Annotated in this window: 25 protein-coding genes; 13 read left to right on the forward strand and 12 right to left on the reverse strand. The window is 59.3% G+C overall.

Annotated features, from left to right (window positions below):
* Positions 1-5: 5 nt before the first annotated feature.
* Genes sdhA through sdhC form a run of 3 tightly spaced genes read right to left on the reverse strand, consistent with a single transcriptional unit; the run spans position 6 to position 2,521 of the window.
* The gene (gene sdhA / locus AO353_RS01845; RefSeq protein ID WP_054593425.1) at positions 6-1,781 is read right to left on the reverse strand and encodes a succinate dehydrogenase flavoprotein subunit; all 1,776 of its coding nucleotides are present in this window, start codon (positions 1,779-1,781) and stop codon (positions 6-8) included.
* 3 nt (positions 1,782-1,784) lie between these two features.
* A complete protein-coding gene (sdhD, locus tag AO353_RS01850; protein ID WP_019692323.1) occupies positions 1,785-2,153 on the reverse strand; it encodes a succinate dehydrogenase, hydrophobic membrane anchor protein in 369 nt (122 codons plus the stop codon).
* Positions 2,147-2,521 carry a succinate dehydrogenase, cytochrome b556 subunit gene (gene sdhC / locus AO353_RS01855; RefSeq protein WP_081013689.1) on the reverse strand — a complete coding sequence of 125 codons (375 nt, stop codon included), beginning with the start codon at positions 2,519-2,521 and terminating at the stop codon, positions 2,147-2,149. Before sdhC ends, sdhD begins: the two co-directional genes overlap by 7 nt.
* Before the next feature lie 363 nt (positions 2,522-2,884).
* On the opposite strand from sdhC, the gene gltA reads away from it, so the two are divergent.
* Complete coding sequence (gltA, locus tag AO353_RS01860) at positions 2,885-4,174, forward strand: citrate synthase (RefSeq protein WP_019692325.1); 1,290 nt, start codon at positions 2,885-2,887, stop codon at positions 4,172-4,174.
* Between the two features lie 298 nt (positions 4,175-4,472).
* Here the strand turns inward: gltA and AO353_RS01865 are convergent, their stop codons facing one another.
* From AO353_RS01865 to AO353_RS01875, 3 genes are all read right to left on the reverse strand, one after another.
* Positions 4,473-6,131, reverse strand: coding sequence for a cation acetate symporter (locus tag AO353_RS01865; RefSeq protein WP_054593427.1), 1,659 nt, complete (start codon positions 6,129-6,131; stop codon positions 4,473-4,475).
* Positions 6,128-6,439, reverse strand: a complete 312-nt coding sequence (locus AO353_RS01870; protein ID WP_054593428.1) for a DUF485 domain-containing protein — start codon at positions 6,437-6,439, stop codon at positions 6,128-6,130. The genes AO353_RS01865 and AO353_RS01870 overlap by 4 nt, the downstream gene beginning before the upstream one ends.
* Before the next feature lie 283 nt (positions 6,440-6,722).
* Entirely contained in the window at positions 6,723-7,574 is an 852-nt protein-coding gene (locus AO353_RS01875; protein ID WP_054593429.1) for a glycine betaine ABC transporter substrate-binding protein, read from the reverse strand.
* Between the two features lie 288 nt (positions 7,575-7,862).
* Here AO353_RS01875 and AO353_RS01880 point away from each other — a divergent pair, with 288 nt between their 5' ends.
* Complete coding sequence (locus tag AO353_RS01880; RefSeq protein WP_054593430.1) at positions 7,863-9,458, forward strand: hypothetical protein; 1,596 nt, start codon at positions 7,863-7,865, stop codon at positions 9,456-9,458.
* Between the two features lie 140 nt (positions 9,459-9,598).
* On the opposite strand, the gene AO353_RS01885 is transcribed toward AO353_RS01880, so the two are convergent.
* Both AO353_RS01885 and AO353_RS31060 read right to left on the reverse strand, forming a co-directional pair.
* Positions 9,599-9,970, reverse strand: coding sequence for a hypothetical protein (locus AO353_RS01885; protein ID WP_054593431.1), 372 nt, complete (start codon positions 9,968-9,970; stop codon positions 9,599-9,601).
* Positions 9,971-10,003: 33 nt separating this feature from the next.
* Positions 10,004-10,195 (reverse strand): hypothetical protein, encoded by a 192-nt coding sequence (locus AO353_RS31060; RefSeq protein ID WP_146016098.1) that lies wholly within the window; start codon positions 10,193-10,195, stop codon positions 10,004-10,006.
* On the opposite strand from AO353_RS31060, the gene AO353_RS01890 reads away from it, so the two are divergent.
* A complete protein-coding gene (locus AO353_RS01890) occupies positions 10,194-11,492 on the forward strand; it encodes a serine/threonine protein kinase (RefSeq protein ID WP_054593432.1) in 1,299 nt (432 codons plus the stop codon). The genes AO353_RS31060 and AO353_RS01890 overlap by 2 nt on opposite strands.
* The gene (locus AO353_RS01895; protein WP_054593433.1) at positions 11,485-12,276 is read left to right on the forward strand and encodes a VacJ family lipoprotein; all 792 of its coding nucleotides are present in this window, start codon (positions 11,485-11,487) and stop codon (positions 12,274-12,276) included. The genes AO353_RS01890 and AO353_RS01895 overlap by 8 nt, the downstream gene beginning before the upstream one ends.
* Positions 12,277-12,375: 99 nt before the next feature.
* On the opposite strand, the gene AO353_RS01900 is transcribed toward AO353_RS01895, so the two are convergent.
* Complete coding sequence (locus AO353_RS01900) at positions 12,376-13,290, reverse strand: DUF808 domain-containing protein (RefSeq protein ID WP_054593434.1); 915 nt, start codon at positions 13,288-13,290, stop codon at positions 12,376-12,378.
* Between the two features lie 132 nt (positions 13,291-13,422).
* Between AO353_RS01900 and AO353_RS01905 the strand changes: the two genes are divergently transcribed.
* Positions 13,423-14,028 carry a TetR/AcrR family transcriptional regulator gene (locus AO353_RS01905; protein ID WP_054593435.1) on the forward strand — a complete coding sequence of 202 codons (606 nt, stop codon included), beginning with the start codon at positions 13,423-13,425 and terminating at the stop codon, positions 14,026-14,028.
* A 72-nt stretch (positions 14,029-14,100) separates the two neighbouring features.
* Here AO353_RS01905 and AO353_RS01910 read toward each other — a convergent pair whose 3' ends face one another.
* Together AO353_RS01910 and AO353_RS01915 are read right to left on the reverse strand one after the other, a co-directional pair.
* Positions 14,101-15,168, reverse strand: a complete 1,068-nt coding sequence (locus AO353_RS01910; RefSeq protein ID WP_054593436.1) for an alpha/beta hydrolase — start codon at positions 15,166-15,168, stop codon at positions 14,101-14,103.
* Positions 15,169-15,271: 103 nt separating this feature from the next.
* The gene (locus AO353_RS01915; RefSeq protein ID WP_054593437.1) at positions 15,272-15,712 is read right to left on the reverse strand and encodes a GlcG/HbpS family heme-binding protein; all 441 of its coding nucleotides are present in this window, start codon (positions 15,710-15,712) and stop codon (positions 15,272-15,274) included.
* Positions 15,713-15,979: 267 nt separating this feature from the next.
* Between AO353_RS01915 and gcl the strand changes: the two genes are divergently transcribed.
* The 8 genes from gcl to AO353_RS01955 all read left to right on the forward strand — a co-directional run bounded on the left by gcl (position 15,980) and on the right by AO353_RS01955 (position 25,581).
* Complete coding sequence (gcl, locus tag AO353_RS01920) at positions 15,980-17,755, forward strand: glyoxylate carboligase (protein ID WP_054593438.1); 1,776 nt, start codon at positions 15,980-15,982, stop codon at positions 17,753-17,755.
* Between the two features lie 145 nt (positions 17,756-17,900).
* Positions 17,901-18,683, forward strand: a complete 783-nt coding sequence (gene hyi, locus AO353_RS01925; RefSeq protein ID WP_054593439.1) for a hydroxypyruvate isomerase — start codon at positions 17,901-17,903, stop codon at positions 18,681-18,683.
* Between the two features lie 108 nt (positions 18,684-18,791).
* Entirely contained in the window at positions 18,792-19,682 is an 891-nt protein-coding gene (locus tag AO353_RS01930) for a 2-hydroxy-3-oxopropionate reductase (RefSeq protein WP_054593440.1), read from the forward strand.
* Between the two features lie 171 nt (positions 19,683-19,853).
* The gene (locus AO353_RS01935; protein ID WP_054593441.1) at positions 19,854-21,134 is read left to right on the forward strand and encodes a glycerate kinase type-2 family protein; all 1,281 of its coding nucleotides are present in this window, start codon (positions 19,854-19,856) and stop codon (positions 21,132-21,134) included.
* Complete coding sequence (gene pyk, locus AO353_RS01940) at positions 21,124-22,539, forward strand: pyruvate kinase (protein WP_054593442.1); 1,416 nt, start codon at positions 21,124-21,126, stop codon at positions 22,537-22,539. The genes AO353_RS01935 and pyk overlap by 11 nt, the downstream gene beginning before the upstream one ends.
* A gap of 187 nt (positions 22,540-22,726) precedes the next feature.
* Entirely contained in the window at positions 22,727-23,647 is a 921-nt protein-coding gene (locus tag AO353_RS01945) for an urea transporter (RefSeq protein ID WP_054593443.1), read from the forward strand.
* A 21-nt stretch (positions 23,648-23,668) separates the two neighbouring features.
* Positions 23,669-24,493, forward strand: coding sequence for an ion transporter (locus AO353_RS01950; RefSeq protein WP_054593444.1), 825 nt, complete (start codon positions 23,669-23,671; stop codon positions 24,491-24,493).
* Between the two features lie 89 nt (positions 24,494-24,582).
* Positions 24,583-25,581, forward strand: coding sequence for a sulfate ABC transporter substrate-binding protein (locus tag AO353_RS01955; RefSeq protein WP_054593445.1), 999 nt, complete (start codon positions 24,583-24,585; stop codon positions 25,579-25,581).
* 62 nt (positions 25,582-25,643) lie between these two features.
* Here the strand turns inward: AO353_RS01955 and AO353_RS01960 are convergent, their stop codons facing one another.
* Positions 25,644-26,273 carry a DUF5666 domain-containing protein gene (locus tag AO353_RS01960; RefSeq protein ID WP_173859993.1) on the reverse strand — a complete coding sequence of 210 codons (630 nt, stop codon included), beginning with the start codon at positions 26,271-26,273 and terminating at the stop codon, positions 25,644-25,646.
* Between the last annotated feature and the right edge of the window lie 40 nt (positions 26,274-26,313).

Raw genomic sequence — 26,313 nt, forward strand, 5'->3', positions numbered from 1 at the left:
CACCCTTAATAAGTCCGAATCTTAGGTTCAAAAGTCGGAACAGTCTTCGGCGAGAAGTTCACGGCACGCTTGGTAACGCGCTTGTCACCCGGGAAGTACAGGGTGTGGCACAGCCAGTTTTCGTCGTCGCGATCTTCGTAGTCTTCACGGGCGTGAGCGCCGCGGGACTCTTTGCGGATCTCTGCAGCAATGGCAGTAGCTTCGGCCACTTCCAGCAGGTTTTGCAGTTCCAGCGCTTCGATACGAGCAGTGTTGAACGCCTGGCTCTTATCGTTGATCTTGACGTTGGCGATACGGCCACGCAGATCAGCCAGCTGAGCAATACCCTTCTGCATGTATTCGCCGGTACGGAATACACCGAAGTAGTTCTGCATGCAGCTTTGCAGCTCTTTACGCAGGGTAGCGACGTCTTCGCCTTCGGTACGCGAGTTCAGGCCATCGAGACGCGCCAGGGCTGCGTCGATGTCGGACTGACGAGGGCGAGCGTAGTCGACGCCTTCTTTCAGGGTCTGCTCCAGGAACAGGCCGGCCGCACGGCCGAATACCACCAGGTCGAGCAGCGAGTTGCCGCCCAGACGGTTGGCACCGTGAACCGATACGCACGCCACTTCGCCTACCGCGAACAGGCCAGGAATGATCTGGTCCTTGCCGTCGGCGTCCTGAGTGATTGCCTGGCCATGAATGTTGGTGGCAACGCCGCCCATCATATAGTGGCAGGTTGGAACAACCGGGATCGGCGCTACGGCTGGATCGACGTGAGCGAAGGTCTTGGACAGTTCCATGATGCCTGGCAGACGGCTGTGCAGAACTTCTTCACCGAGGTGATCGAGTTTCAGCATCACGTGGTCGCCATCCGGACCGCAACCGTTGCCGGCGATGATTTCTTTAACCATCGAGCGAGCAACCACGTCACGACCGGCAAGGTCTTTGGCGTTCGGAGCATAACGCTCCATGAAACGCTCGCCGTGCTTGTTGATCAGGTAACCGCCTTCACCGCGGCAACCTTCGGTAACCAGTACACCGGCGCCGGCAATGCCGGTCGGGTGGAACTGCCACATTTCGATGTCTTGTACCGGCACGCCAGCACGCAGAGCCATGCCGACGCCGTCACCGGTGTTGATCAGGGCGTTGGTGGTGGACGAGTAGATACGACCTGCACCGCCAGTCGCCAGAACGGTGGCGTTAGCGCGGACGTAGGAGGTTTCGCCGGTTTCGATGCAGATGACGATCATGCCGACAAAGGCACCGTCTTCGTTCTTCACCAGGTCGACGCCGTAGTATTCGTTGAGGAATACGGTGCCGGCCTTCAGGTTGGCCTGGTACAGGGTGTGCAGCAGAGCGTGACCGGTACGGTCGGCAGCAGCGCAGGTACGGGCAGCCTGGCCACCTTTACCGAAGTCTTTCGACTGACCGCCGAACGGACGCTGATAGATGCGACCCTGTTCGGTACGGGAGAACGGCAAGCCCATGTGCTCGAGCTCGAAGACCGCTTCCGGGCCTACGGAACACATGTATTCGATAGCGTCCTGGTCACCGATGTAGTCGGAACCCTTGACGGTATCGTACATGTGCCAGCGCCAGTCATCGTTCGGATCAGCGGAGGCGATGGCGCAGGTGATGCCACCCTGTGCGGATACGGTGTGCGAACGAGTCGGGAAAACCTTGGTGACTACGGCAGTCTTGTGACCACCTTGTGCCAGCTGCAGCGCAGCGCGCATGCCGGCACCGCCGCCGCCAATGATGATGGCGTCGAACGAAAGCGTATTTACTGAGTTAGACATGAATCAGATACCCCAGAGAATCTGCACACCCCAGACGAAGTAAGCGAACATCGCAACGCCGCATACTGCCTGGAAAAGGAAACGTACTGCAGTCGCGGACTTGCCCAGCGCCATCGGCGTCAGGTAGTCGGTCGCGATGGTCCACATGCCGACCCAGGCGTGAGCGCCAAGGGCAACCAGGGCCAACAGACTGAAGATGCGCATCCAGTTGTTTGCGAACAGCAAGTGCCATTGGGCGTAGCCAAGGCCAGGGTGCGCAACAAGGTATCCGATCAGGAAAATGAAATAAGCCGCGAGAACGACCGCAGACACACGCTGTGCCATCCAGTCATAGAGGCCCGAACGCGATAGGTTCGTAACGCTGGTTACCATATCCAAACTCCCGCCAGAACGATCAACACCACGGAAATGGCGATGATAATTTTCGAGCCCAGCTTGCCGCCTTCCAGCGTCTCACCGATGCCCATGTCCATGATCAGATGGCGTACACCGGCCACCATGTGATACAGCAAGGCGGACAGAAGGCCCCATGCTACGAACTTGGCCAGCGGACTGGTCAAGCATGCCTTCACCTCGGCAAAACCTTCCTCGGAACCCAGGGATTTGCTCAATGCATACAGCATGATGCCAAGGCCCAGGAAGAGGATGATGCCGGAAACACGGTGAAGAAACGACGTAACGCCGGTGATGGGGAGTTTGATGGTCCTTAGGTCTAGGTTTACAGGTCGTTGGCTTTTCACGGCTTTTTTTTCACACTGAAGAGCCCCTAACAATCAGGGCAAAGTTGTTGGGGAGTGCACTGGTCAGGTAACCACCACCCAGGGATGCGACCCCCAATAAAGCAGGCCCAAAAGCCCCTGGCGGTCGGTGGCCGAGTATAGACAGTTAGGCTACTAATGACAACGCGTTCACCTTCCCCTAATAGCTCATTGCGCAAGCGGGATAAAAGGCGTAAACGGCAGGTAATTTCGAGGAAAAAGTCCGGTTAAAGCCTTCTGGAGCAAGACTTTAGGCAAATTGACATTCGAATTTATCTCACTATAGTGGTGCGGGCCCTGCGTGGGGGGTCTGTCTGATGATTTCAAGCATAAATAGGAGGCCACATGGCTGACAAAAAAGCGCAGTTGATCATCGAGGGCGCAGCCCCCGTCGAGCTGCCCATTTTAACCGGCACCGTTGGTCCCGATGTAATCGACGTTCGGGGCCTGACGGCCACGGGCCGTTTCACTTTTGACCCGGGTTTCATGTCGACCGCCTCTTGCGAATCGAAGATTACCTATATCGACGGCGACAACGGCATTTTGTTGCACCGCGGCTACCCGATCGAGCAACTCGCCGAGAAGTCGGACTATCTGGAAACCTGCTACCTGCTGCTCAACGGCGAATTGCCGACTGCAGAACAGAAGGCCCAGTTCGTCAGCACCGTCAAGAACCACACCATGGTTCATGAGCAACTGAAGACCTTCTTCAACGGCTTCCGTCGCGACGCCCACCCGATGGCCGTCATGTGCGGTGTAGTCGGCGCCCTTTCGGCGTTCTACCACGACTCCCTGGACATCAATAACCCGCAGCATCGCGAAATCTCCGCGATCCGCCTGGTTGCCAAGATGCCAACCCTCGCAGCGATGGTTTACAAGTACTCCATGGGTCAACCCATGATGTACCCGCGCAACGACCTGTCGTATGCGGAAAACTTCCTGCACATGATGTTCAACACCCCGTGCGAGATCAAACCGATCAGCCCGGTACTCGCCAAGGCCATGGACCGGATCTTCATCCTCCACGCCGACCACGAGCAGAACGCATCGACCTCCACCGTACGCCTGGCCGGCTCGTCGGGTGCCAACCCGTTCGCCTGTATCGCTGCCGGTATCGCTGCACTTTGGGGCCCGGCTCACGGCGGCGCCAACGAAGCCGTGCTGACCATGCTCGACGAAATTGGCGATGTCTCGAACATCGACAAGTTCATCGCCAAGGCCAAGGACAAGAACGATCCGTTCAAACTGATGGGCTTCGGTCACCGGGTTTACAAAAACCGCGACCCACGCGCTACCGTCATGAAAAAGACCTGCGACGAAGTGCTCAAGGAACTGGGTATCCAGAACGATCCGCAACTCGAACTGGCCATGCGCCTGGAAGAGATCGCCCTGACCGACCCGTACTTCATCGAACGCTCGCTGTACCCGAACGTCGACTTCTACTCGGGGATCATCCTCAAGGCGATCGGCATTCCAACCAGTATGTTCACCGTGATCTTCGCCCTGGCGCGGACCGTTGGCTGGATCTCCCACTGGAAAGAAATGCTCTCCAGCCCGTACAAGATTGGCCGCCCGCGCCAGCTGTACACCGGCTACGAGTCGCGTGACATCACCCGGCTTGAAGACCGCAAGTAAGACCTGTCTTGCGATAACGTCTTAGCTGCACCGAAAACGGCCTCTGCCTCTGATAAAAGAGCAGAGGCCGTTTTTGTTTACCCCGGATCACCCCACCGCCCCCTGTAAACCCGCCATACACGATGCCCCCCGAAGAACCGACGCGCCTGATTTGCGACTGCTGCGCAGCCGAACGCAGCCTCGCAGGCTCGGCAGCTGCTACGGAGAGCGTACTTCTCATAAAAAATGCCCCGATCTCTCGACCGGGGCATTTCTGTTTAACGCTGCTTATATAGAGACGCTTATACAACCCTGTACGTTAGTGCGACACCGCCCCGCTCGCCCCCAATCCGGTCTGCGAACGGACGAATTGCGGGAAGAACAGCGCCCGCTCATTGTCAGCCGCTGCGGACTTGTCGGTGATCGAGAAGAACCAGATACCGACAAAGGCAATGGCCATCGAGAACAGCGCCGGGTACTCATACGGGAAGATCGCCTTCTCGTGCCCCATGATCTGCACCCAAATGGTCGGGCCCAGCACCATCAGGCCCACCGCACTGACCAGCCCCATCCAGCCGCCGACCATCGCACCGCGCGTAGTCAGTTTCTTCCAGTACATGGAAAGCAGCAGTACCGGGAAGTTGCAGCTGGCAGCGATCGAGAATGCCAGGCCCACCATGAACGCGATGTTCTGGCTTTCGAACAGGATGCCCAGAACAATCGCCAACACGCCCAAGGCGATGGTGGTGATCTTCGAAACCCGGATCTCATCCTTCTCGTTGGCCTTGCCCTTCTTGATCACACTGGCGTACAGGTCGTGAGACACCGCCGTGGCCCCGGCCAGGGTCAGTCCGGCAACCACCGCCAGAATGGTGGCGAAGGCTACTGCCGAGATGAAGCCGAGGAAGATACTGCCGCCCACCGCATTGGCCAGGTGCACCGCCGCCATGTTGTTGCCGCCCAACAGCGCGCCCGTAGCGTCCTTGAAGGCCGGATTGGTGCTGACCAGCAGGATTGCGCCGAAACCGATGATGAACGTCAGGATGTAGAAGTAACCGATGAAGCCGGTGGCATACAGCACGCTTTTGCGCGCTTCTTTAGCGTCACTCACGGTGAAGAAGCGCATCAGGATGTGCGGCAGGCCAGCGGTACCGAACATCAATGCCAGGCCAAGGGAGAATGCCGAGATCGGGTCTTTCACCAGACCGCCCGGACTCATGATCGCTTCACCTTTAGGGTGAACCTTGATCGCCTCGGAGAACAGCGTATTGAAGTCGAAGTGAACATGCTTCATCACCATCAGCGCCATGAACGACGCACCGGACAACAACAGCACAGCCTTGATGATCTGCACCCAAGTGGTCGCCAGCATGCCGCCGAACAACACATAGAGGCACATCAGGATCCCCACCAGAATCACCGCAACATGGTAATCCAGGCCAAACAGCAGCTGGATCAGCTTGCCGGCACCGACCATTTGCGCGATCAGGTAGAACGCCACCACCACCAGCGAACCACAGGCGGACAAGGTGCGAATCTGGGTTTGCCCAAGGCGGTAGGACGCCACGTCGGCAAAGGTGTACTTACCCAGGTTACGCAGACGCTCGGCGATCAAAAACAGAATGATCGGCCAGCCCACCAGGAAGCCGATCGAGTAGATCAGGCCATCGTAGCCAGACGCAAACACCAGTGCGGAAATCCCCAGGAAGGACGCCGCCGACATGTAGTCACCGGCAATCGCCAGGCCGTTCTGCAAACCGGTGATCCTGCCACCCGCCGCGTAGTAGTCAGCCGCCGACTTATTGCGCTTGGAGGCCCAGTAGGTGATGCACAGCGTTGCGCCGACGAACACTACGAACATCAGGATCGCCGAGACGTTGAGCGGTTGTTTATGCACTTCGCCAGTAAGCGCTTCGGCCGCCCAAACGGCCGGTGCGAAGGCTGCAATGCCTAAAGCTGCCAATAGACGCCGGATCATTGCTGAGCCTCCTTGAGAATCGCATTGTTCAGGTCGTCGAATTCGCCATTGGCGCGTCGTACGTAGATGGCCGTCAGGACGAAGGCCGACACAATCAGCCCTACACCAATCGGTATGCCCCAGGTAATCGATGACTCAGGGCTGATCTTCGCCCCCAGTAGATGCGGCCCGTAAGCAATCAGAAGAATGAATCCTGCGTACAGCCCAAGCATGATCGCCGAGAGAATCCAGGCGAACCGCTCTCGTTTGCGAACCAGCTCCTTGAAGCGCGGGCTGTTTTGAATCGAGAGGTAAATGCTGTCGTTCATTGTTTTTATCCTCGCAGCACAGATTTTAGTTGGAACGTATCCACTCTATGCGGCTGCAGAACAGGTTCCAGACGACCTTAGTATTAGAACGACATGACCATTTCGCCAATTTTCAGTCGATAAAAAGCGCCCCTCCCCAACAAAAATACAAAAGCCACCTACATCACTGTAGGAGCACGGCTTGCCGGCGATGACGTCCTTAAGACCGCATCGCGAGCAAGCTCGGCTCCTACAGTGATATCAGGTGGCCCTGGAACGTGCTGATCAGACGTGTCAGATCAAATTACTTGGTCCACTCGGCGACGCGCGCCGGGTGTTTGGTCACCCACTCCTTGGCTGCCACTTCAGGTTTGGCACCATCCTGGATGGCCAGCATGACTTCGCCGATTTCGTCTTTCGACGCCCACTGGAAGTTCTTCAGGAACTTCGCAACTTCCGGCGCTTTGGTTGCCAGCTCTTTGCTACCGATGCTGTTTACGGTTTCAGCTGCGCCATAAACGCCTTTTGGGTCTTCCAGGAAGCGCAGTTTCCACTTGGCGAACATCCAGTGAGGTACCCAACCGGTGACCGCGATGGATTCGTTTTTCTTCTCGGCACGGGTCAGCTCGGCAATCATGCCGGCGCCGGAACTGGCCTTGAGGGTGTAGTTGCTCAGACCGTAGTCCTTGATCGCCTGATCGGTCTTGAGCATCACGCCTGAACCGGCGTCAATGCCGACGATACGACCTTTGAAGCTCTCGTCGGTTTTAAGATCCTCAATGGTCTTGGCCTTGACGTACTCCGGCACGATCAGACCGATTTTCGCATCCTTGAAGTTCGGGCCGTAATCGACGACCTGATCCTTGTTCTTCGCCCAGTATTCGCCATGGGTCACTGGCAGCCAGGCCGACAGCATTGCATCGAGTTTACCGGTGGCTACACCCTGCCACATGATCCCGGTGGCCACGGCTTGCAGTTTCACGTCGTAGCCGAGCTTTTGCTTGATCACTTCTGCAGCCACGTTGGTGGTGGCGACGCTGTCCGACCAGCCATCGACATAACCGATCGTCACTGCCTTGCTTTCGGCGCTGGCCACAGTAGAACTGATCGCCAGCACCAAAGCCGCACCTGCGCCCAAGAGTAGTCGCATCTTCATCGTTACTTCCCCGAAAGTGCTGCGCCCGACGGATGCCGAGCAGCGTCAATGTATTGTTATGGTGCCCAGCGCCCCCATCACGCCTCACCGCAAATCCGTTCGAACATCAGCGGAGTACTGACGAGTCGATAATCAACCTCGCGCCTGCGGCGACCTGCTCTGCCTGCGACCTCAAGGCATCGAGAAACGACATCAGAACGCCAGTAATCGCGCCCTGCAAAAATGCCCCTGCGAATCCCGCCTGAACTTTGCATGTCAAAACCATGCAGGTCACCAAGCACGGGACAAATGCAGGTAAGATGCGCGGCTTTGTTCCCAGACGGCCTGACCATGCCCGCCACCTCGCGCTTCCCCTTCTTCGCTTATCTATTTGCCTGCCTGCTTGGCCTGTTTGCCCTTGGTGGTTACTGGTACGGGCTCGGTCAACCGGTGCTGCTGCCGGACGTGGCCAGCGCCACGCACAAATTGCAGTGCGCCTCGTACACACCGTTCGACAAGGACCAATCGCCATTCGATCAGCCGTTCAAACTGCGCCCTGAACGCATGGACGCCGACCTCGCGTTGCTGGCAACCCGCTTCGAGTGCATTCGCACCTATTCGATGACCGGTCTCGAAGCGCTGCCAGACCTGGCGCGCAAGCATGGCCTGAAGCTGATGATCGGCGCCTGGGTCAACAGCAACCCGGTGGACACTGCCAAGGAAGTCGAACTGCTGATCGCCGAGGCCAACGCCAACCCGGACGTGGTCAGCTCAGTGATCGTAGGCAACGAAACCCTGCTGCGCAAGGAAGTCACCGGCGCGCAATTGGCCAAGCTGATCAACCACGTCAAGAGCCACGTCAAACAGCCAGTGACCTACGCCGACGTCTGGGAGTTCTGGCTCAAGCATCCTGAAGTCGCCCCGGCGGTGGACTTCCTGACCATCCATTTGCTGCCGTACTGGGAAGATGATCCGTCCAACATCGACGCCGCCCTGCAGCACGTTGCCGAGGTTCGGCAGATCTTCGGCAGCCGCTTCGCGCCCAAGGACGTGCTGATTGGCGAAACCGGCTGGCCGAGCGAAGGTCGCCAGCGGGAAACCGCAGTACCGAGCCGAGTCAATGAAGCCAAGTTCATTCGTGGTTTTGTGGCGATGGCCGAGCAGCAAGGCTGGCACTACAACCTGATCGAAGCCTTTGACCAACCGTGGAAACGCGCCAGTGAAGGAGCGGTCGGCGGTTACTGGGGGCTGTTCGACGCAAACCGCCAGGACAAGGGCGTACTGGCAGGCCCCGTCACCAACCTGCCGTTCTGGCCGCAATGGCTGGCCGTCGGCGGCCTGATCTTCGTCGGTACGCTGATGCTTGGCGGCCGCGTACGCAGTACTCGCGCAGCGTTGGTGTTGCCACTGCTCGGTGCGGTCGCTGCATGCTCCATTGGCACCTGGGGTGAGCTGGCTCGCGCTACCAGCCGCTTTGCCGATGAGTGGATCTGGGCTGCGTTACTGACCGGCCTGAACTTTTTGGTGCTGGCTCATGCGGCGTTGTTCCTCAGCGCCAGAACCGGTTGGCGTGAACGCGCCTTCAATGCACTGGAACGTCGCGCTGGCTGGCTGCTCGCTGCCGCCGGATTCGCTGGCGCGGTGATGATGCTGGGGCTGGTGTTCGAACCGCGCTATCGCAGCTTCCCGAGCGCCGCCCTGCTGCTGCCAGCGCTGGTCTATCTGATTCGCCCGGTCAGCGCACCGCGCCGGGAAATTGCACTGCTGACTTTCATCATCGGCGCCAGCATCGCCCCGCAGCTGTACCGCGAAGGCCTGTTCAACCAGCAAGCCTGGGGCTGGGCGCTGGTTTGCCTGCTGATGATTGCCGCGCTGTGGCGCAGCTTGCGGGTTCGCAATACCTGATAAATCGCATTGAATATCGGCGGTCTTTTGTGGCGAGGGGGCTTGCCCCCGCTGGACTACGGAGTAGTCCCGAGTCCAGCCGGTTCACTACAAGCCTTTTACGGCTGCTTCGCAGCCGAACGGGGCGGTGCGGCGTTCCGTCAAGCCCCCTCGCCACGAGCCCGCACCAACCGCAACCCTGCGATCACCACGGCAAATACCGCAATGCCGGTGTTATACAGCGCCAATGCCGGAAATCCGAACACCAGTGCCAACACCGCCAGCCACCAGCCAGCCCGGCCCGGCACCACAAAGCCCAGCACCGCTGCCGCCAATGCAGCCCCGCCCATCACCTTGAAGTGAATCATCAAGCCGAGGGTCGAGCGCGCCTGGCATTCCCAACGGCTCGCCTCATCAACGCAGAGACCCACCCACTGGGCATCCTCCATCAGGACATAACGCAGGCCATAACTGGCGGCCAGCCACAGCGGCAAGGCGATAAGCAAAATAATGACGGGCAGACGGCGAGACATGAAGCACTCCGATAAACGAAAACGGCGCCCAGCTTAATCGCCCGCCAGCCGTAAGCAAGCGAGACCCGTAGAAATCTGTTCAGACAATCGCTGCAAAGTGTATCGTTCAGCCGCTATTGATCCGAATTCAGCCTCTTTGGTGCCGCCGCATGGCACTTTGGCGCAGCAGCGGTGGTCATAGCCTGCGAACATCATCAGGTACCTTCCTCTAAGGGAATTAGTCATGCTCCGTTCCTTGCGCTTTGCTGCCTTGATAAGCGGCGTTATTTTGAGTGCGTCCGCACTGGCGGCAGACATCGACGCCGTCAGTTATGGCTACCCCTTGACCAACCCGTTCGAGGCGACCATCGCCACGACCCCGCCGGAGTTGCGTCCCGAGTTGCCGTCCGATGACGCGATCCATCAATCCGACTACACCCTGAAGCTGCGCCCGGAACGCGAGTTCGACCTGCCGGACAATTTCTGGCCAGTGAAAAAGCTCACCTATCGCATGGCCACACAGGATCACGCCGCACCGCTGATTTTCCTGATTGCCGGCACCGGCGCGCGCTTTGACAGCAGCATTAACGAATACCTGAAAAAGCTCTACTACAAGGCCGGTTATCACGTCGTGCAACTGTCCTCACCGACCAGTTTCGACTTCATGAGCGCCGCTTCCCGCTTTGCCACCCCGGGCGTGTCCAAGGAAGACGCCGAGGACATGTACCGCGTGATGCAAGCGGTGCGTGCACAAAACCCGAAGCTGCCAATCACCGACTACTACCTCACCGGCTACAGCCTGGGTGGACTGGATGCGGCGTTTGTCAGCAAGCTGGATGAAACCCGACGCAGCTTCAACTTCAAGAAAGTCTTGCTGCTCAATCCTCCAGTCAACCTCTACACCTCTGTCACCAACCTCGACAAGCTTGTACAAACGGAAGTCAAGGGCATCAACAACAGCACCACGTTCTATGAACTGATGCTCAACAAGCTGACGCGCTACTTCCAGCAAAAAGGCTACATCGACCTCAACGACGCGCTGGTCTACGACTTCCAGCAATCGAAACAGCACCTGAGCAACGAACAGATGGCCATGCTGATCGGCACCTCGTTCCGTTTTTCGGCCGCCGACATCACCTTCACCTCGGACCTGATCAACCGACGCGGCCTGATCACCCCGCCCAAGTTTCCGATCACCGAAGGCACCAGCCTCACGCCATTCCTCAAGCGTGCACTGCAATGTGATTTCAACTGCTACCTCACCGAGCAGGTGATCCCGATGTGGCGCGCCCGGACCGACGGCGGCAGCATCTTGCAGTTGATTGACCAGGTCAGCCTCTACGCACTCAAGGACTACCTGCACGACAGCCCGAAAATTGCCGTGATGCACAATGCCGACGATGTAATCCTCGGCCCGGGCGACCTCGGTTTCTTGCGTAAAACCTTCGGCGATCGCCTGACGGTTTACCCTCACGGCGGCCATTGCGGCAACCTCAACTACCGCGTCAACGCCGACGCCATGCTGGAGTTCTTCCGTGGCTAAACACCTCCTTCTGCTAGCTGCACTGCTTGGCGCAGTCGGCTATGCCCATGCCGACAACAGCAAGGCCAACTCCACGACTGTGGTTGATCAGGACGGCTTCACCGAGCCGATGACCAAACTCAAGTTCAACCCGGGACTGGACCAGCGTGAGTTCGAACGCTCGACCCTGAATGCGCTGAGTGTCTATGACCCGCTGGAGTCGTGGAACCGTCGGGTCTACCACTTCAACTACCGCTTCGACCAATGGGTGTTTCTGCCGGTGGTCGACGGTTATCGCTACGTCACCCCAAGCTTCCTGCGCACTGGCGTCAGCAACTTTTTCAACAACCTGGGTGACGTACCCAATCTGGTGAACAGCCTGCTGCAGTTCAAGGGCCAGCGCTCACTGGACATCACCGGGCGATTGCTGCTCAACACGACCCTCGGCATCGGCGGCCTGTGGGACCCGGCCACTGCCATGGGCCTGCCGCGCCAGGTCGAAGACTTCGGCCAGACGCTGGGCTTCTACGGGGTTCCGGGCGGCGCTTACTTCGTACTGCCAATCCTCGGCCCCTCGAACCTGCGTGATACCGCAGGCCTTGCGGTCGACTATACGGCGGAGTCGGCCATCAACTACCTGAACGTCTCGAAAGTCAGCGCAAACCACCCGGAAATCTGGGTCCTGCGCAGCATCGACAAGCGCTATCAGACCAACTTCCGCTACGGCCAGCTGAACTCGCCGTTCGAGTACGAGAAAGTGCGTTACGTGTACACCGAAGCACGCAAGCTGCAGATTGCCGAGTAAGGCATTCAGCGGGTAACAAAAAAGGCCATTCGATATGAATCGAATGGCCTTTTTTATTTAGCTTTGCATACATCGCAAAGATCGCAGCCTGCGATCTTTTCAGCCTTTTACAGCCCGCCAAACTTTGCTGACGACCATCACACCCGCCAACACCACCGCACCGGCAATAATCCCCGCCACTGCGTTGAGCAACGTCGGCACGATAAACCCGGCACCGCCCGCCACCGCGCCGGCACTTTCGATCCAGTGATGCACCACCGGCACACCGTGGGTCAGGATCCCGCCGCCGACCAAAAACATCGCCGCGGTGCCGATCACCGAGAGGCTTTTCATCATGTACGGCGCGGTGCGCAGGATCGCGCCACCGATGCTTTTGGCCAATTGCCCAGGCTTGCGGGTCAGCCACAGGCCAAGGTCGTCGAGCTTGACGATACCCGCCACCAGGCCATAGACGCCGATGGTCATGACGATAGCGATGCCTGAAACCACGATCACTTGCTGCATCAGCGTTGCACCGGCGACGGTGCCGAGGGTGATGGCGATGATTTCAGCCGAAAGGATAAAGTCGGTGCGCACCGCGCCTTTGATCTTGTCCTGCTCGTATGCCACCAGATCTGTCGCCGGATCAGCGACGGCTTCGACCAATTGCGCATGTTCCGCCTGATCTTCAGCCTTGCTGTGCAAAAACGAGTGGGCAAGCTTTTCGAAGCCTTCGAAACACAAGTAGGCCCCACCGACCATCAACAAGGGTGTGACCAGCCAAGGAACGAATGCACTGATGGCCAACGCCGACGGCACCAGGATCAGCTTGTTGCGAAACGAGCCCTTGGCCACGGCCCAGACCACCGGAATTTCCCGCTCGGCGCGGACACCGGATACCTGCTGGGCGTTGAGCGCCAAGTCGTCGCCGAGCACGCCGGCGGTTTTCTTCGCGGCCATCTTGGTCATCAGCGCGACATCGTCGAGTACGGCGGCGATATCGTCGATCAACACCAGCAAACTGCTTCCTGCCATGGGTCAGGCTTCCTTGGTATATAAATGTTGCGCAGCATAGCGTGCCGCGGTGCCCAAGTGCATTCTTGAGCGCTGCGCGAGGCCGGTGCTACCATGCGCAACCGCCAGTATCGGCAAGGAATCACCTGGTTTATGAGCACTATCCGCGAGCGCAATAAAGAACTGATCCTGCGTGCCGCCAGTGAAGAGTTTGCCGACAAAGGCTTCGCTGCGACCAAAACCAGTGACATCGCGGCCAAGGCGGGGTTACCCAAGCCCAACGTCTATTACTACTTCAAATCCAAGGAAAACCTCTACCGCGAGGTCCTGGAAAGCATCATCGAGCCGATTCTCCAGGCCTCGACGCCGTTCAACGCGGATGGCGTGCCGAGCGAAGTGCTCAGCGGCTACATTCGCTCGAAGATTCGCATCTCCCGCGACCTGCCGTTTGCGTCCAAGGTGTTTGCCAGCGAGATCATGCACGGTGCGCCGCACCTGAGCGCCGACCTGGTCGAACAGCTCAACGCCCAGGCCAAGCACAACATCGACTGCATCCAGACCTGGATCGATCGCGGCCAGATCGCCCCGATCGAGCCCAACCACCTGATGTTCAGCATCTGGGCCGCGACCCAGACCTACGCCGACTTCGACTGGCAGATCTCCGCCGTCACCGGCAAGGCCAAACTGGATGAAAGCGACTACGAAGCCGCGGCGCAAACCATCATTCGGTTGGTGCTCAAGGGCTGTGAGCCGGACTGATTAAGAGATCGCAGCCTTCGGCGGCTCCAACGCGTTCGGCAGGGAGCTGGCGAAGCCTGCGATCTGTTGGTCTCAGGCTTCAGTGCCCATCATCCAACGCAACGCCAGCGGTAGTGATGTTCTCCAGTCCTCCGGGAAGAAGTGTCCCCCGTCATGGGTGGTGGACTTGACCTCGTTTCCTTCACTAAACAGTTTGCGGAAATCGGCACTCATCTGCTGATTACCCGGCCCTTCCATTTTCCCGTTGATTACGTAAACCTTTTTCCCACGAGCCTTGCTCACCGTAGGCGTCGGCTGATTACCGCCGGGTGACAACAGCAACGCTCCGGCATAATCCTCAGGATGTTGTGCCAACAATGCGCCGGCATGCTGAGAGCCCTGAGAGAACCCCATCAAATAAACACGCTTGCGGTCGATGCATTGTTGCGCGGCCAGTTCTTTCAGGCCGTTCTGTACCGCTTTATGTGTTCCCTCGAAACCTGGACCGATCCAGCGAAAGCTGTCGACAGCGTTGATCATTTCCGTGCCGTTGATCCCCAACACAATTGCCCCGGTGTCGGCGAGCGGCTGATAACTCTCATCCACCTCACCGTTGACGCCGTAACCATGCAGCCATACCAACACGGGACGACAAGCCGCCGGAACGGGGATAGTTGCAGGAGGACTCAACACTGAAATCGCGCCAACCTTGCCTTTGGCGATCTTTGCGTAACGCTGCTGAGCATTGGCCAACACGCTCTTGAAGGTCGACGTCTGACGCAGATCGGCAAAGTCTTCGTCACCCGCCAGCTGCGGACCGAACCACAGGCCTCGGTCATCGGCCACCTTCAAAAAGCGCTCCGCCAGCTTGTCATCCCCGCGTCGGGCAAATAGCGCCGCCACTTGATAAGGCGCCAGTATTTGCTTGTGGTCTTCACGGGTGGCAGCCAGGTAAACGGCGATAGCCTGCAGGGTATCCGTGGATTCGAGTTTATCGGCTCTAACCATTAATTCGTCAGCGTCTTCGCTGTTGAGCAACGCGCTGACAACCGGACTTAGCGCCTGAAAAGCAATGTCATCGGCATCCAGAGTTTCGGCGTGCGCAGAAGAAATGCCTAGAGCCAGAATCGCAGACAGGGTAATACCAAAAAGCGTTTTCACGCGGGATCTTCCTTGATACAGAACGAGAGGGGGCGACAGTCTATAGACGTCACCCTCTCTCGTCACCGCTATCCCTTAACAGACGATATCGGCTTACTCCAGATCAAGCACTGACTCCCGCATCCGCCCGCAACCCCTGTTCCTCGATGGCGTTGATCGCGCATTGCTCGTCGATGTCCGAGGTGTCGCCGCTGATGCCGATGGCCCCCAGCACAACCCCGTCCTGATCACGAATCAGCACCCCGCCCGGCGCGGGCACGACGCTGCCCTGCCCCAGGCTGTTCAACGCAGCGATAAACGCCGGGCGCTGTTGCGCGTCCAGTGCCAATAGCCGCGAGCCTTTACCCAGCGCGATCGCGCCCCAGGCTTTGCCGATGGCGATCTGTGGACGAAGCAGGCTCGCGCCGTCTTCGCGTTGCAGGCTCAACAAATGCCCGCCCGCATCGAGTACTGCAATGGTCAGCGGTGCCGCGGCGATCTTGCGCCCCGCAACGATAGCCCGATTGGTCAGGCTGACTGCGACTTTCAAGGTTAAAGCGCTCATGGGTGCCGTCCTTATCTTGTTATGGGAAAGCCTTTGGGGTTCTTTTGCTCCGAAGCCCGACGCGACAAATAGAACACAATGAATTATTTTTTTGTATACAATAATTCTCGAAATACGGCTCATGCGACGAAACGCCACAGTATTTATGGCCCTCCAACGAATGAAACAGCCGCTTGAGAAAATGGATTGACCTGCGCCGTCCGCCGTGAATACACTCTGCGCAAAGCCACTTGTATACAATTACAAAACGTAAAGAGGCACAAAACCATGAGCAAAATGAGAGCAATCGAAGCCGCCGTTCTGGTGATGCGCCGTGAAGGGGTTGATACCGCTTTTGGCATTCCGGGCGCTGCAATCAACCCGCTGTACTCCGCCCTGCAAAAGGTCGGCGGCATCGATCACGTCCTCGCTCGCCACGTTGAAGGCGCCTCGCACATGGCCGAGGGTTACACCCGCACCAAGGCTGGCAACATCGGCGTGTGCATCGGCACCTCCGGCCCTGCCGGTACCGACATGGTCACCGGGCTTTACAGCGCCTCGGCCGACTCGATCCCGATTCTTTGCATCACCGGGCAAGCACCCCGTGCCCGTATGCACAAGGAAGACTTCCAGGCCGTCGATATCACCAGCATCGTCAAGCCGGTGACCAAATGGGCGACCACCGTTCTGGAGCCGGGCCAGGTGCCTTACGCGTTCCAGAAAGCCTTCTATGAAATGCGCTCCGGCCGTCCGGGCCCGGTACTGATCGACCTGCCGTTCGACGTGCAGATGGCTGAAATCGAATTCGACATCGACACCTACGAACCACTGCCATTGGCCAAGCCCGCGGCAACCCGCAAGCAAGTCGAGAAAGCCCTGGCCATGCTCGATCAGGCTGAACGTCCATTGCTGGTAGCCGGCGGCGGCATCATCAACGCCGATGCCAGCGACCTGTTGGTGGAATTCGCCGAGCTGACCGGTATTCCGGTGATCCCGACCCTGATGGGCTGGGGCACGATCCCGGACGATCACCCGCTGATGGTCGGTATGGTTGGCCTGCAGACTTCGCACCGTTACGGCAACGCGACGATGCTCAAGTCCGACGTGGTGCTGGGTGTGGGTAACCGTTGGGCCAACCGTCACACCGGTTCGGTCGACGTCTACACCGAAGGCCGCAAATTCATCCACGTCGACATCGAGCCGACCCAGATCGGCCGCGTATTCACCCCGGACCAGGGCATCGTTTCCGACGCCGGCCTGGCGTTGAAAATGTTCATCGAAGTCGCCCGCGAGTGGAAAGTCGCCGGCAAACTGAAGGATCGCAGCGCCTGGTTGCAAGACTGCCAGCAACGCAAGGCCAGCCTGCACCGCAAGACTCACTTCGACAACGTGCCGGTCAAACCGCAGCGCGTGTACGAAGAGATGAACCAGGTGTTCGGCAAAGACACCTGCTACGTCAGCACCATCGGTCTGTCGCAGATTGCCGGCGCGCAGTTCCTGCACGTCTACAAACCGCGTCACTGGATCAACTGCGGTCAGGCCGGCCCTCTGGGCTGGACCATTCCGGCAGCGCTGGGCGTGGTCAAGGCCGATCCGAGCCGTAAGGTCGTGGCACTCTCGGGCGACTATGACTTCCAGTTCATGATCGAAGAACTGGCGGTGGGCGCGCAGTTCAAACTGCCGTACATCCACGTTGTGGTGAACAACTCATACCTGGGTCTGATCCGTCAGGCGCAGCGCGGTTTCGACATGGACTACTGTGTGCAATTGTCCTTCGACAACCTCAACGCACCGGAGCTCAATGGTTACGGGGTGGACCACGTAGCGGTTGCCGAAGGTTTGGGTTGCAAGGCGTTGCGCGTGTTCGAGCCGGCGGGCATCGCCCCTGCCCTGCGCAAGGCCGAGGAGCTGATCGAGGAGTTCAAGGTTCCGGTGATCGTCGAGATCATCCTGGAGCGCGTGACCAACATTTCCATGGGCACCGAGATCAACGCCGTCAACGAATTCGAGGACCTGGCGCTGGTCGGCAGCGACGCACCGACAGCGATTTCGTTGCTGGATTAAGAATGACTTGTCACCTGTAGCAGCTGCCGAGGCACGAGGCTGCGTTGGGCTGCGAAGCGGCCCCCGACGGCGGTCCTGCGGACACGCAACGCAGCCTCGTGCCTCGGCAGCTGCTACAGGCACATATTTTTTACAGGAGACCACCATGCCGCGTTTCGCAGCCAACCTGTCCATGCTGTTTACCGAGCAGGATTTTCTTGCCCGCTTTGAAGCGGCCGCCAAAGCCGGCTTCAGTGGTGTCGAATACCTGTTCCCTTACGATTTCAGCTCCGCCGACATCAAGGCTCAACTGGATGCCAACGGTCTGACCCAAGTGCTGTTCAACCTGCCGGCCGGTGACTGGGCCAAGGGTGAACGCGGGATCGCCTGCCACCCGGATCGCGTGGAAGAGTTCCGCGCCGGCGTCGATCTGGCGATCGCTTATGCACAGGTTCTGGGCAACACCCAAGTCAACTGCCTGGCCGGTATCCGCCCACAAGGCGTCGACGACGCCACCGTGGAAAAGACCTTTGTCGCCAACCTCAAATATGCCGCCGACAAGCTGCAAGCGGTGGGCATCAAACTGGTAATGGAAGCAATCAATACCCGCGACATCCCGGGCTTCTACTTGAACAACACCGCCCAGGCGCTGTCGATTCGCGAACAAGTGGGCAGCGCCAACCTGTTCCTGCAATACGACATCTACCACATGCAAATCATGGAGGGTGACCTGGCCCGCACCATGGCCACGCACCTGGAAGAGATCAACCACATTCAACTGGCCGACAACCCGGGCCGCAACGAGCCGGGCACCGGTGAAATCAACTACCGCTTCCTGTTCGAACACCTGGACCGCATCGGCTACCAGGGCTGGATCGGCTGTGAATACAAGCCGCTGACCACCACTGAAGCGGGTCTTGGCTGGTTGAAAACCCATAACGCAATCTGATCGAAGACCGCGTCATCGTTCATCGCGGGCAAGCCTTGCTCCTACAGGAGTCAGGTTTACCTGTAGGTGGAATTGCGAACAGAGCTATAAAAACAAGAGGATTTTCTCATGGCTAAAATCGGATTTATCGGCACCGGCATCATGGGCCACCCAATGGCGTTGAACCTGCAGAAAGCCGGTCACAGCCTGTTCCTGTCGGCGCACCACGACGCTGCTCCGGCTGACCTGCTTGCCGCTGGCGCGGTCGCCCTGGCGAGCCCGAAAGAAGTCGCTCAGGAAGCCGAATTCATCATCATCATGGTGCCGGATACCCCACAAGTCGACGACGTGCTGTTCCGTGCCGATGGCGTCGCCGCCGGTGTTGGCAAAGGCAAAGTGGTCATCGACATGAGCTCGATCTCGCCGACCGCGACCAAAGCCTTCGCGGCGAAGATCAACGAGAAAGGCGCGCAATACCTTGACGCTCCGGTGTCCGGTGGTGAAGTCGGTGCCAAGGCTGCGACCCTGAGCATCATGGTCGGTGGCGACAGCGATGCGTTCGAACGCGCGCTGCCGCTGTTCCAGAGCATGGGCAAGAACATCACCCTGGTCGGCGGCAATGGCGACGGTCAAACCGCCAAAGTGGCGAACCAGATCATCGTGGCGCTGAACATCCAGGCCGTGGCCGAAGCCTTGCTGTTCGCCTCCAAGAACGGTGCCGATCCTGCCAAGGTCCGTGAAGCGCTGATGGGCGGTTTCGCCTCCTCGAAGATCCTTGAAGTACATGGAGAGCGCATGATCAAAGGCACCTTCGATCCAGGCTTCCGCATCAGCCTGCATCAGAAGGACCTCAACCTGGCGTTGGCCGGTGCGCGCGAATTGGGCATCAACCTGCCCAACACCGCGGGCACCCAGCAAGTGTTCAGCACCTGCGCGGCCCTCGGTGGTAGCAACTGGGACCACTCGGCGCTGATCAAAGGACTGGAACACATGGCGAACTTCTCGATTCGCGATAAGTAAGCCCTGCTACAGAGGGTTAGCTTGACCCTCTGTAGGAGCAAGGCTTGCCCGCGATCGAATCGCCTCGGTGCAGCTGAAACACCGTGGTGTCTGGATCGCGGGCAAGCCTTGCTCCTACAGGGGCTATGCAAGTCTCGATATCCCCAATAACAAGAATTCCGGGAGCCCGCCATGTCGGTCGATCCGCAACAATTCCTGCGCGAGCTGTTTGCCACAGCCATCGACGCGGCCCATCCGCAGCAGGTCCTCGAAGCCCATCTACCGAAAGATCGCAGCGGTCGGGTGATCGTCATTGGTGCCGGCAAAGCCGCCGCGGCCATGGCCCAAGTGGTCGAGCGCTGCTGGCAGGGCGAAGTGTCTGGCCTGGTGGTCACCCGCTACGGTCACGGCGCCCCTTGCGAAAAAATCGAAGTGGTCGAAGCCGCCCACCCAGTGCCTGATGCGGCCGGTCTGGCGGTAGCCAAACGGGTGCTGGAACTGGTCAGTAACCTGAGCGCAGACGACCGGGTGATCTTCCTGCTCTCGGGTGGCGGTTCGGCCCTGCTCGCCCTGCCCGCAGCCGGTATCACTCTGGCCGACAAACAGGCGATCAACAAAGCCCTGCTCAAATCCGGCGCAACCATCGGCGAGATGAACTGCGTGCGCAAGCACCTCTCGGCGATCAAGGGCGGCCGCCTCGGTAAAGCCTGCTGGCCAGCCACTGTTTATACCTACGCGATTTCCGATGTCCCGGGCGACCTCGCCACGGTGATTGCTTCCGGCCCGACCGTGGCCGATCCGAGCACCTCGGCTGAAGCCCTGGCGATCCTCAAGCGCTACGCCATCGAGGTTCCGGCGTCGGTACGCAGCTGGTTGCAAAGTCCCGAATCGGAGACGGTAAAACCGGGTGACCCGAGCCTTGCCCGCAACCATTTCCAGTTGATCGCCCGACCACAGCAATCCCTGGAAGCGGCAGCGGTGAAAGCCCGCCAGGCCGGTTTCAGCCCGTTGATCCTCGGCGATCTGGAAGGCGAATCCCGCGAAGTGGCGAAAGTCCATGCCGGGATCGCGCGCCAGGTGGTACTGCACGCTCAGCCGTTGGCGGCGCCCTGCGTGATTCTCTCTGGCGGCGAAACCACCGTCACCGTGCGCGGCAATGGTCGAGGCGGACGCAACGCCGAGTTCCTGCTCAGCCTGACCGACAGCCTCAAAGGTCTGCCCGGCGTCTACGCGCTGGCCGGTGATACCGATGGCATCGACGGCTCCGAAGATAACGCCGGCGCAATCATGACCCCGGACAGCTACGCCCGCGCCACGGCTCTCGGTTTGAGCGCCAGCGACGAGTTGGACAACAACAATGGCTATGGCTATTTCGCAGCGCTCGACGGGCTGATCGTCACCGAGCCGACGCGCACCAACGTCAACGACTTCCGCGCCATCCTGATCCTCGAGAGCCCTGAACATGACGCCTGATAAGAAGGTCAAAATCCTCGCCACCCTTGGCCCCGCCACTGACGGGATCGATGACATCCGCGAGCTGGTGCAAGCCGGGGTGAATATCTTTCGCCTGAACTTCAGCCACGGCGATCACGCCGACCACGCCCAGCGCTACCAGTGGATCCGCGAAGTCGAGCGCCAACTCAATTACCCGCTGGGCATTCTGATGGACCTGCAAGGCCCGAAGCTGCGGGTCGGCCAGTTTGCCGAGGGCAAGGTGCAACTGGTACGCGGTCAGGCCCTGCGCCTGGACCTCGACGCCACGCCGGGTGACGAGCGGCGGGTCAGCCTGCCGCACCCGGAAATCATCGCCGCGCTGGAACCCGGCATGGACCTGTTGCTGGACGACGGCAAACTGCGTTTACGGGTGGTGACCAAGTACGCCGATGCCATCGACACCACGGTGCTCAATGGCGGCGAGCTGTCGGACCGCAAAGGCGTCAACGTGCCGCAAGCGGTGCTCGACCTCAGCCCGCTGACGGCCAAGGATCGTCGCGACCTGAGTTTCGGTCTGGAATTAGGTGTCGATTGGGTCGCGCTGTCATTTGTGCAGCGTCCTGAAGACATTCGTGAGGCACGCGCACTGATCGGCAACAAAGCCTTTTTGATGGCGAAAATCGAAAAACCGTCGGCCGTTGAACAACTGCGCGAAATCGCTGAGCTGAGCGACGCGATCATGGTTGCCCGTGGCGACCTCGGTGTGGAAGTGCCGGCCGAGAGCGTGCCGCAGATCCAGAAAGACATCATCAGCACCTGCCGCCAGCTCGGCAAACCGGTGGTGGTGGCGACCCAGATGCTTGAGTCGATGCGCTTCTCCCCGGCGCCGACACGGGCCGAGGTAACCGACGTCGCCAACGCGGTAGCTGAAGGGGCTGACGCGGTGATGCTCTCGGCGGAAACCGCTTCTGGCGATTACCCGCTCGAAGCGGTGCAGATGATGAGCAAGATCATCCGTCAGGTCGAAAGCGGTCCGGATTACCAGGCGCAACTGGATGTCAGCCGACCAAAAGCCGAAGCCACGACTTCGGACGCCATCAGCTGTGCGATCCGCCGGATCAGCAACATCCTTCCAGTAGCGGTGCTGGTGAACTACAGCGAGTCCGGCAGTTCGAGTTTGCGTGCGGCGCGGGAGCGGCCAGCAGTGCCGATTCTCAACCTGACGCCGAACCTGCAAACCGCGCGGCGCTTGAGCGTGGCGTGGGGCGTGCACTCGGTGGTCAACGATCGTTTGCGGCAGGTCGACGAGGTGTGCTCCACCGCCCTGGAAATCGCCCAGGCGCAAGGCATGGCCAAGCGTGGTGATACGTTGTTGATCACTGCGGGTGTGCCTTTCGGTCAGCCGGGATCAACGAACTCGTTGCGTATAGAGACGTTGATTTAGCGAACTGCCCTTGTGGCGAGGGAGCTTGCTCCCGCTCGACTGCGCAGCAGTCGTGATACGTAATCCCGATTCCTCCTATAAAAAACGGGATACGTTTTGGGGCCGCTCCGCGCCCCAGCGGGAGCAAGCTCCCTCGCCACGGGCTTGATGCAACTCCTTGGTGCTTCCTCTGCCCTTAGACCCCAACATGCCTGCCAACCACTTCAACACCCACTGCCCCGACTGGGCCACTGCCCTGCTCAACGGTTTCAGTCAGATTTTCCTCCAGCGCCATCCGCTGTGCGGCCTGCTGTGCCTGTTGGCCATCCTGTTTAGCGCTCCGACGTTGCTCGGCGGCGCCCTCTTGGGTGGCGTGGCCGGCTTGCTCACTGCGCAACGTCGCGGCTACGCCAAGGCTGATCGCCAAGCCGGACTCTTCAGCTACAACGGCGTCTTGCTCGGCCTCTTGCTGAGCCTGCAGTTCAGTTGGTCGGCCATGCTGCCGCCACTGATTCTCGCCAGCGGTGGACTGAGTGCGATCGTCACCCAGCAATGGCTCAAGCGCGCACGCGACCAGCATTTTCTACCCGCCTACACCGCACCTTTCGTGGGGCTGGGCTGGATACTGCTGAGCGTTGCTGCCCCGGCTCACTCGATACCTGCGCCGCGTCCAGAACTCGATGCCCTGGGCCTGCTCGGCGCCGAGTTCAAAGGCTTGGGCCAAGTCATCTTCCTCGACCATCCTTTGGCAGGCGTGCTGATCGTCGTCGGGCTGCTGCTTGCCAACCGCCGTGCCGCGCTCTGGGCACTGCTGGGTTCCGCCGCGGGTCTGCTCTGCGCCGTGTGGCTGAACCAAACGCCCGACGCATTGCTCGGCCTGTATGGCTACAACCCGGCGCTGGCCGCCCTCGCCTTCAGCCAGCAACGCCGCCAACCCTGGCTGCCGCTGCTGGGTATTGCACTGGCGATCCTCCTCACACCAGCGTTTGCTGCCGTGGGGTTGGCGACCTTGACCGCGCCGTTCATTCTCGCCTGCTGGTTGCTGCGCTCGGGTATTCGCCTGCTGCGCCACGCAACTACAGACAGTGCGCCTTGCCAAACCTCGGAGAATCAACCTAGGCTGCGCTGATTTATGGCCAAGGCGATTTGAATGGACAGCAACGACACGTGGCGTAAGCGCCTGTACGTGATGATTTTCCATACCGACACGGTGGCCGGGCGGCGCTTCGATAAAACGCTGCTGCTGATCATCCTTGCCAGTCTGGTGGTGGTGATCCTCGACAGCATCGATGACGTTCACCAGAACTTCGCCAACACCCTGGCGTACTTCGAGTGGGGCTTTACCCTGATCTTCCTGGTCGAGTACATGCTGCGCTTGTACTGCTCGCCCAGGCCGCTGCGTTACGCCTTCAGTTTTTACGGGCTGGTGGATTTGCTGGCGATTGTTCCCGGCATCCTTGCGCTGTATTACAGCGATGCGCAGTACCTGCTGATCATCCGAATCATCCGTATGCTGCGGATCTTTCGCGTGCTCAAACTGCTCCCCTACCTGAAGCAGGCCCATTACCTGCTCGACGCCCTGCGCGGCAGCAAACAGAAAATCATCGTATTCCTGCTCAGCGTCTGCACGCTGGTAACGGTGTTCGGCACACTGATGTATGTGGTCGAAGGCCCGGAGCATGGCTTTACCAGCATCCCCAAAGGGATCTATTGGGCGATCGTCACCCTGACCACCGTCGGCTACGGCGACATCGTGCCCAAGACCGCTTTGGGGCAGGTCATCTCGGCGATGGTGATGGTCACCGGTTACTCGATCATCGCCGTCCCCACCGGGATTTTTACCGCCGAACTGGCCAACGCCATGCGCGGCGAACAGCAGCAACATGACTGCCCGGTGTGCCGCAAAAACCAGCACGAACACAGCGCGGCATTTTGCTCACGCTGCGGTAATGCACTGTTCAAGAAAATAGAATAAGCAAAGTACTTTTTAATCTTTAAAGGGATATGTAGCCCCGGCTATAGTCGACGGCAAATTGCCTTCATCTCGAACAAAAGGAATGTGCAGTGAAAAAGATCTTTGGCGCCTCACTTCTGGCCGCTGGCCTGACCCTCGCGAGCGTGGCCCAGGCCGCACCGACCCTGCTCAACGTGTCCTATGACGTGATGCGCGATTTCTACAAGGACTACAACACCGCCTTCCAGAAACACTGGCAAGCCGAGCACAACGAAAACATCACCCTGCAGATGTCCTTCGGCGGCTCCAGCAAACAGGCCCGATCAGTGATCGATGGCCTGCCGGCTGACGTCATCACCATGAACATGGCCACCGACATCAACGCGTTGGTCGACAACGGCAAACTGGTCCCGGACAACTGGGTAACTCGCCTGCCGGACCACAGTGCGCCGTTCACTTCCGCCACCGTGTTTATCGTGCGCAAGGGCAACCCGAAAGCCCTGAAAGACTGGCCGGACCTGCTCAAGGATGGCGTGCAGGTTATCGTGCCCAACCCGAAAACCTCGGGCAACGGCCGCTACACCTATTTGTCGGCCTGGGGCTACGTGCTGAAAAACGGCGGTGACGAGAACAAGGCCAAGGCCTTCGTCGGCAAGCTGTTCAAACAAGCCCCGGTACTCGACACCGGTGGCCGCGCAGCCACCACCACCTTCATGACCAATCAGATCGGCGACGTGCTGGTGACCTTCGAGAACGAAGCGGAAATGATCGCCCGCGAGTTCGGTCGCGACCAGTTCGAAGTCATCTACCCAAGCGTCTCTGCCGAAGCCGAGCCGCCGGTAAGCGTGGTCGACAAAGTTGTCGACAAGAAAGGCACCCGCGCTGCCGCCGAGGAATACCTGAAGTACCTGTGGTCCCCGGAAGGCCAGGAAATCGCCGCCGCCAACTACCTGCGTCCGCGTGACCCGGCCGTTTTGGCCAAGCACACCGACCGCTTCCCGAAAGTCGACTTCCTGTCGGTAGAAAAAACCTTCGGTGACTGGCGCACCGTGCAGAAAACCCACTTCAACGATGGTGGGGTTTTCGACCAGATTTACAGCGGGCAATAAGCGCGGGATCAGCAATGAAAAAGGCGACCTCAGTAGTCGCCTTTTTCATACCCGCCGGTATCTCACATCGGCGGTGCCACGCCATCCTTGCCAGCCGAAATTGATTGCGCCGTCAGGGTGCCATCGGCGCTTTGAGTGGCGAACAACACGACCTTGACCCCGACTTTGAGCAGGCTGCGATCAGCCGGTGTCAGGTTGACGATCGGCACGTCTTCCGGCACCAGGATGGTCTGCTGGCCACCCTTGTAATTGACGGTCAGGATTCGGCCATTGTTGACCACCAGATCGCCGACGATGCCATTGGTCATGCTGCTGCCCTTGACCAGATCGAACGGACGGTGGCCGTCGCCGGTGCCAGCCATTTCAGGTGGGAACACATGCACTTCCAGTGCCTTGAGCGTGCCATCGTCTTGCGGTATTGCCGCTGAGCCAATGTAGCTGCCGGGCTTGATGTCTTCGATGTTGGCCGGGGTTACGGCGCGAACCTGGGTGTCCTTGGTCAACTGGATGATCACGTTCTCGCCCGTGTTGGCATGCACCTTCAAGACCTCTTCGGATACCCCGGTGATTTCACCGCGCACGCCGATACGCATACCCGGTGCCTCCTCGGCCAGAGCAGCCGTGGCGATCAGCACGCTGCCCAGGGAAATCACACCGATGTTGCGTATCAGGCGACCAAACATCGTTTTCATGGGACCGGTTTCCACTGATGAGACGTTGAAAATGACTGAT

Source organism: Pseudomonas fluorescens, assembly GCF_001307155.1.
Taxonomy (GTDB): Bacteria; Pseudomonadota; Gammaproteobacteria; order Pseudomonadales; family Pseudomonadaceae; genus Aquipseudomonas; species Aquipseudomonas helvetica.

Coding starts and splice junctions, on each gene's coding strand:
- AO353_RS01870 (WP_054593428.1), bottom strand. CDS start 6,439: ATGAACGACAGCATTTACCTCTCGATTCAAAACAGCCCGCGCTTCAAG.
- AO353_RS01885 (WP_054593431.1), bottom strand. CDS start 9,970: ATGTCTCGCCGTCTGCCCGTCATTATTTTGCTTATCGCCTTGCCGCTG.
- sdhD (WP_019692323.1), bottom strand. CDS start 2,153: ATGGTAACCAGCGTTACGAACCTATCGCGTTCGGGCCTCTATGACTGG.
- AO353_RS01905 (WP_054593435.1), top strand. CDS start 13,423: ATGAGCACTATCCGCGAGCGCAATAAAGAACTGATCCTGCGTGCCGCC.
- AO353_RS01890 (WP_054593432.1), top strand. CDS start 10,194: ATGCTCCGTTCCTTGCGCTTTGCTGCCTTGATAAGCGGCGTTATTTTG.
- AO353_RS01900 (WP_054593434.1), bottom strand. CDS start 13,290: ATGGCAGGAAGCAGTTTGCTGGTGTTGATCGACGATATCGCCGCCGTA.
- hyi (WP_054593439.1), top strand. CDS start 17,901: ATGCCGCGTTTCGCAGCCAACCTGTCCATGCTGTTTACCGAGCAGGAT.
- AO353_RS01950 (WP_054593444.1), top strand. CDS start 23,669: ATGGACAGCAACGACACGTGGCGTAAGCGCCTGTACGTGATGATTTTC.
- AO353_RS01930 (WP_054593440.1), top strand. CDS start 18,792: ATGGCTAAAATCGGATTTATCGGCACCGGCATCATGGGCCACCCAATG.
- AO353_RS01865 (WP_054593427.1), bottom strand. CDS start 6,131: ATGATCCGGCGTCTATTGGCAGCTTTAGGCATTGCAGCCTTCGCACCG.
- pyk (WP_054593442.1), top strand. CDS start 21,124: ATGACGCCTGATAAGAAGGTCAAAATCCTCGCCACCCTTGGCCCCGCC.
- sdhA (WP_054593425.1), bottom strand. CDS start 1,781: ATGTCTAACTCAGTAAATACGCTTTCGTTCGACGCCATCATCATTGGC.
- AO353_RS01935 (WP_054593441.1), top strand. CDS start 19,854: ATGTCGGTCGATCCGCAACAATTCCTGCGCGAGCTGTTTGCCACAGCC.
- AO353_RS01945 (WP_054593443.1), top strand. CDS start 22,727: ATGCCTGCCAACCACTTCAACACCCACTGCCCCGACTGGGCCACTGCC.
- gcl (WP_054593438.1), top strand. CDS start 15,980: ATGAGCAAAATGAGAGCAATCGAAGCCGCCGTTCTGGTGATGCGCCGT.
- AO353_RS31060 (WP_146016098.1), bottom strand. CDS start 10,195: ATGACTAATTCCCTTAGAGGAAGGTACCTGATGATGTTCGCAGGCTAT.
- AO353_RS01880 (WP_054593430.1), top strand. CDS start 7,863: ATGCAGGTAAGATGCGCGGCTTTGTTCCCAGACGGCCTGACCATGCCC.
- AO353_RS01915 (WP_054593437.1), bottom strand. CDS start 15,712: ATGAGCGCTTTAACCTTGAAAGTCGCAGTCAGCCTGACCAATCGGGCT.
- gltA (WP_019692325.1), top strand. CDS start 2,885: ATGGCTGACAAAAAAGCGCAGTTGATCATCGAGGGCGCAGCCCCCGTC.
- AO353_RS01875 (WP_054593429.1), bottom strand. CDS start 7,574: ATGAAGATGCGACTACTCTTGGGCGCAGGTGCGGCTTTGGTGCTGGCG.
- AO353_RS01960 (WP_173859993.1), bottom strand. CDS start 26,273: ATGAAAACGATGTTTGGTCGCCTGATACGCAACATCGGTGTGATTTCC.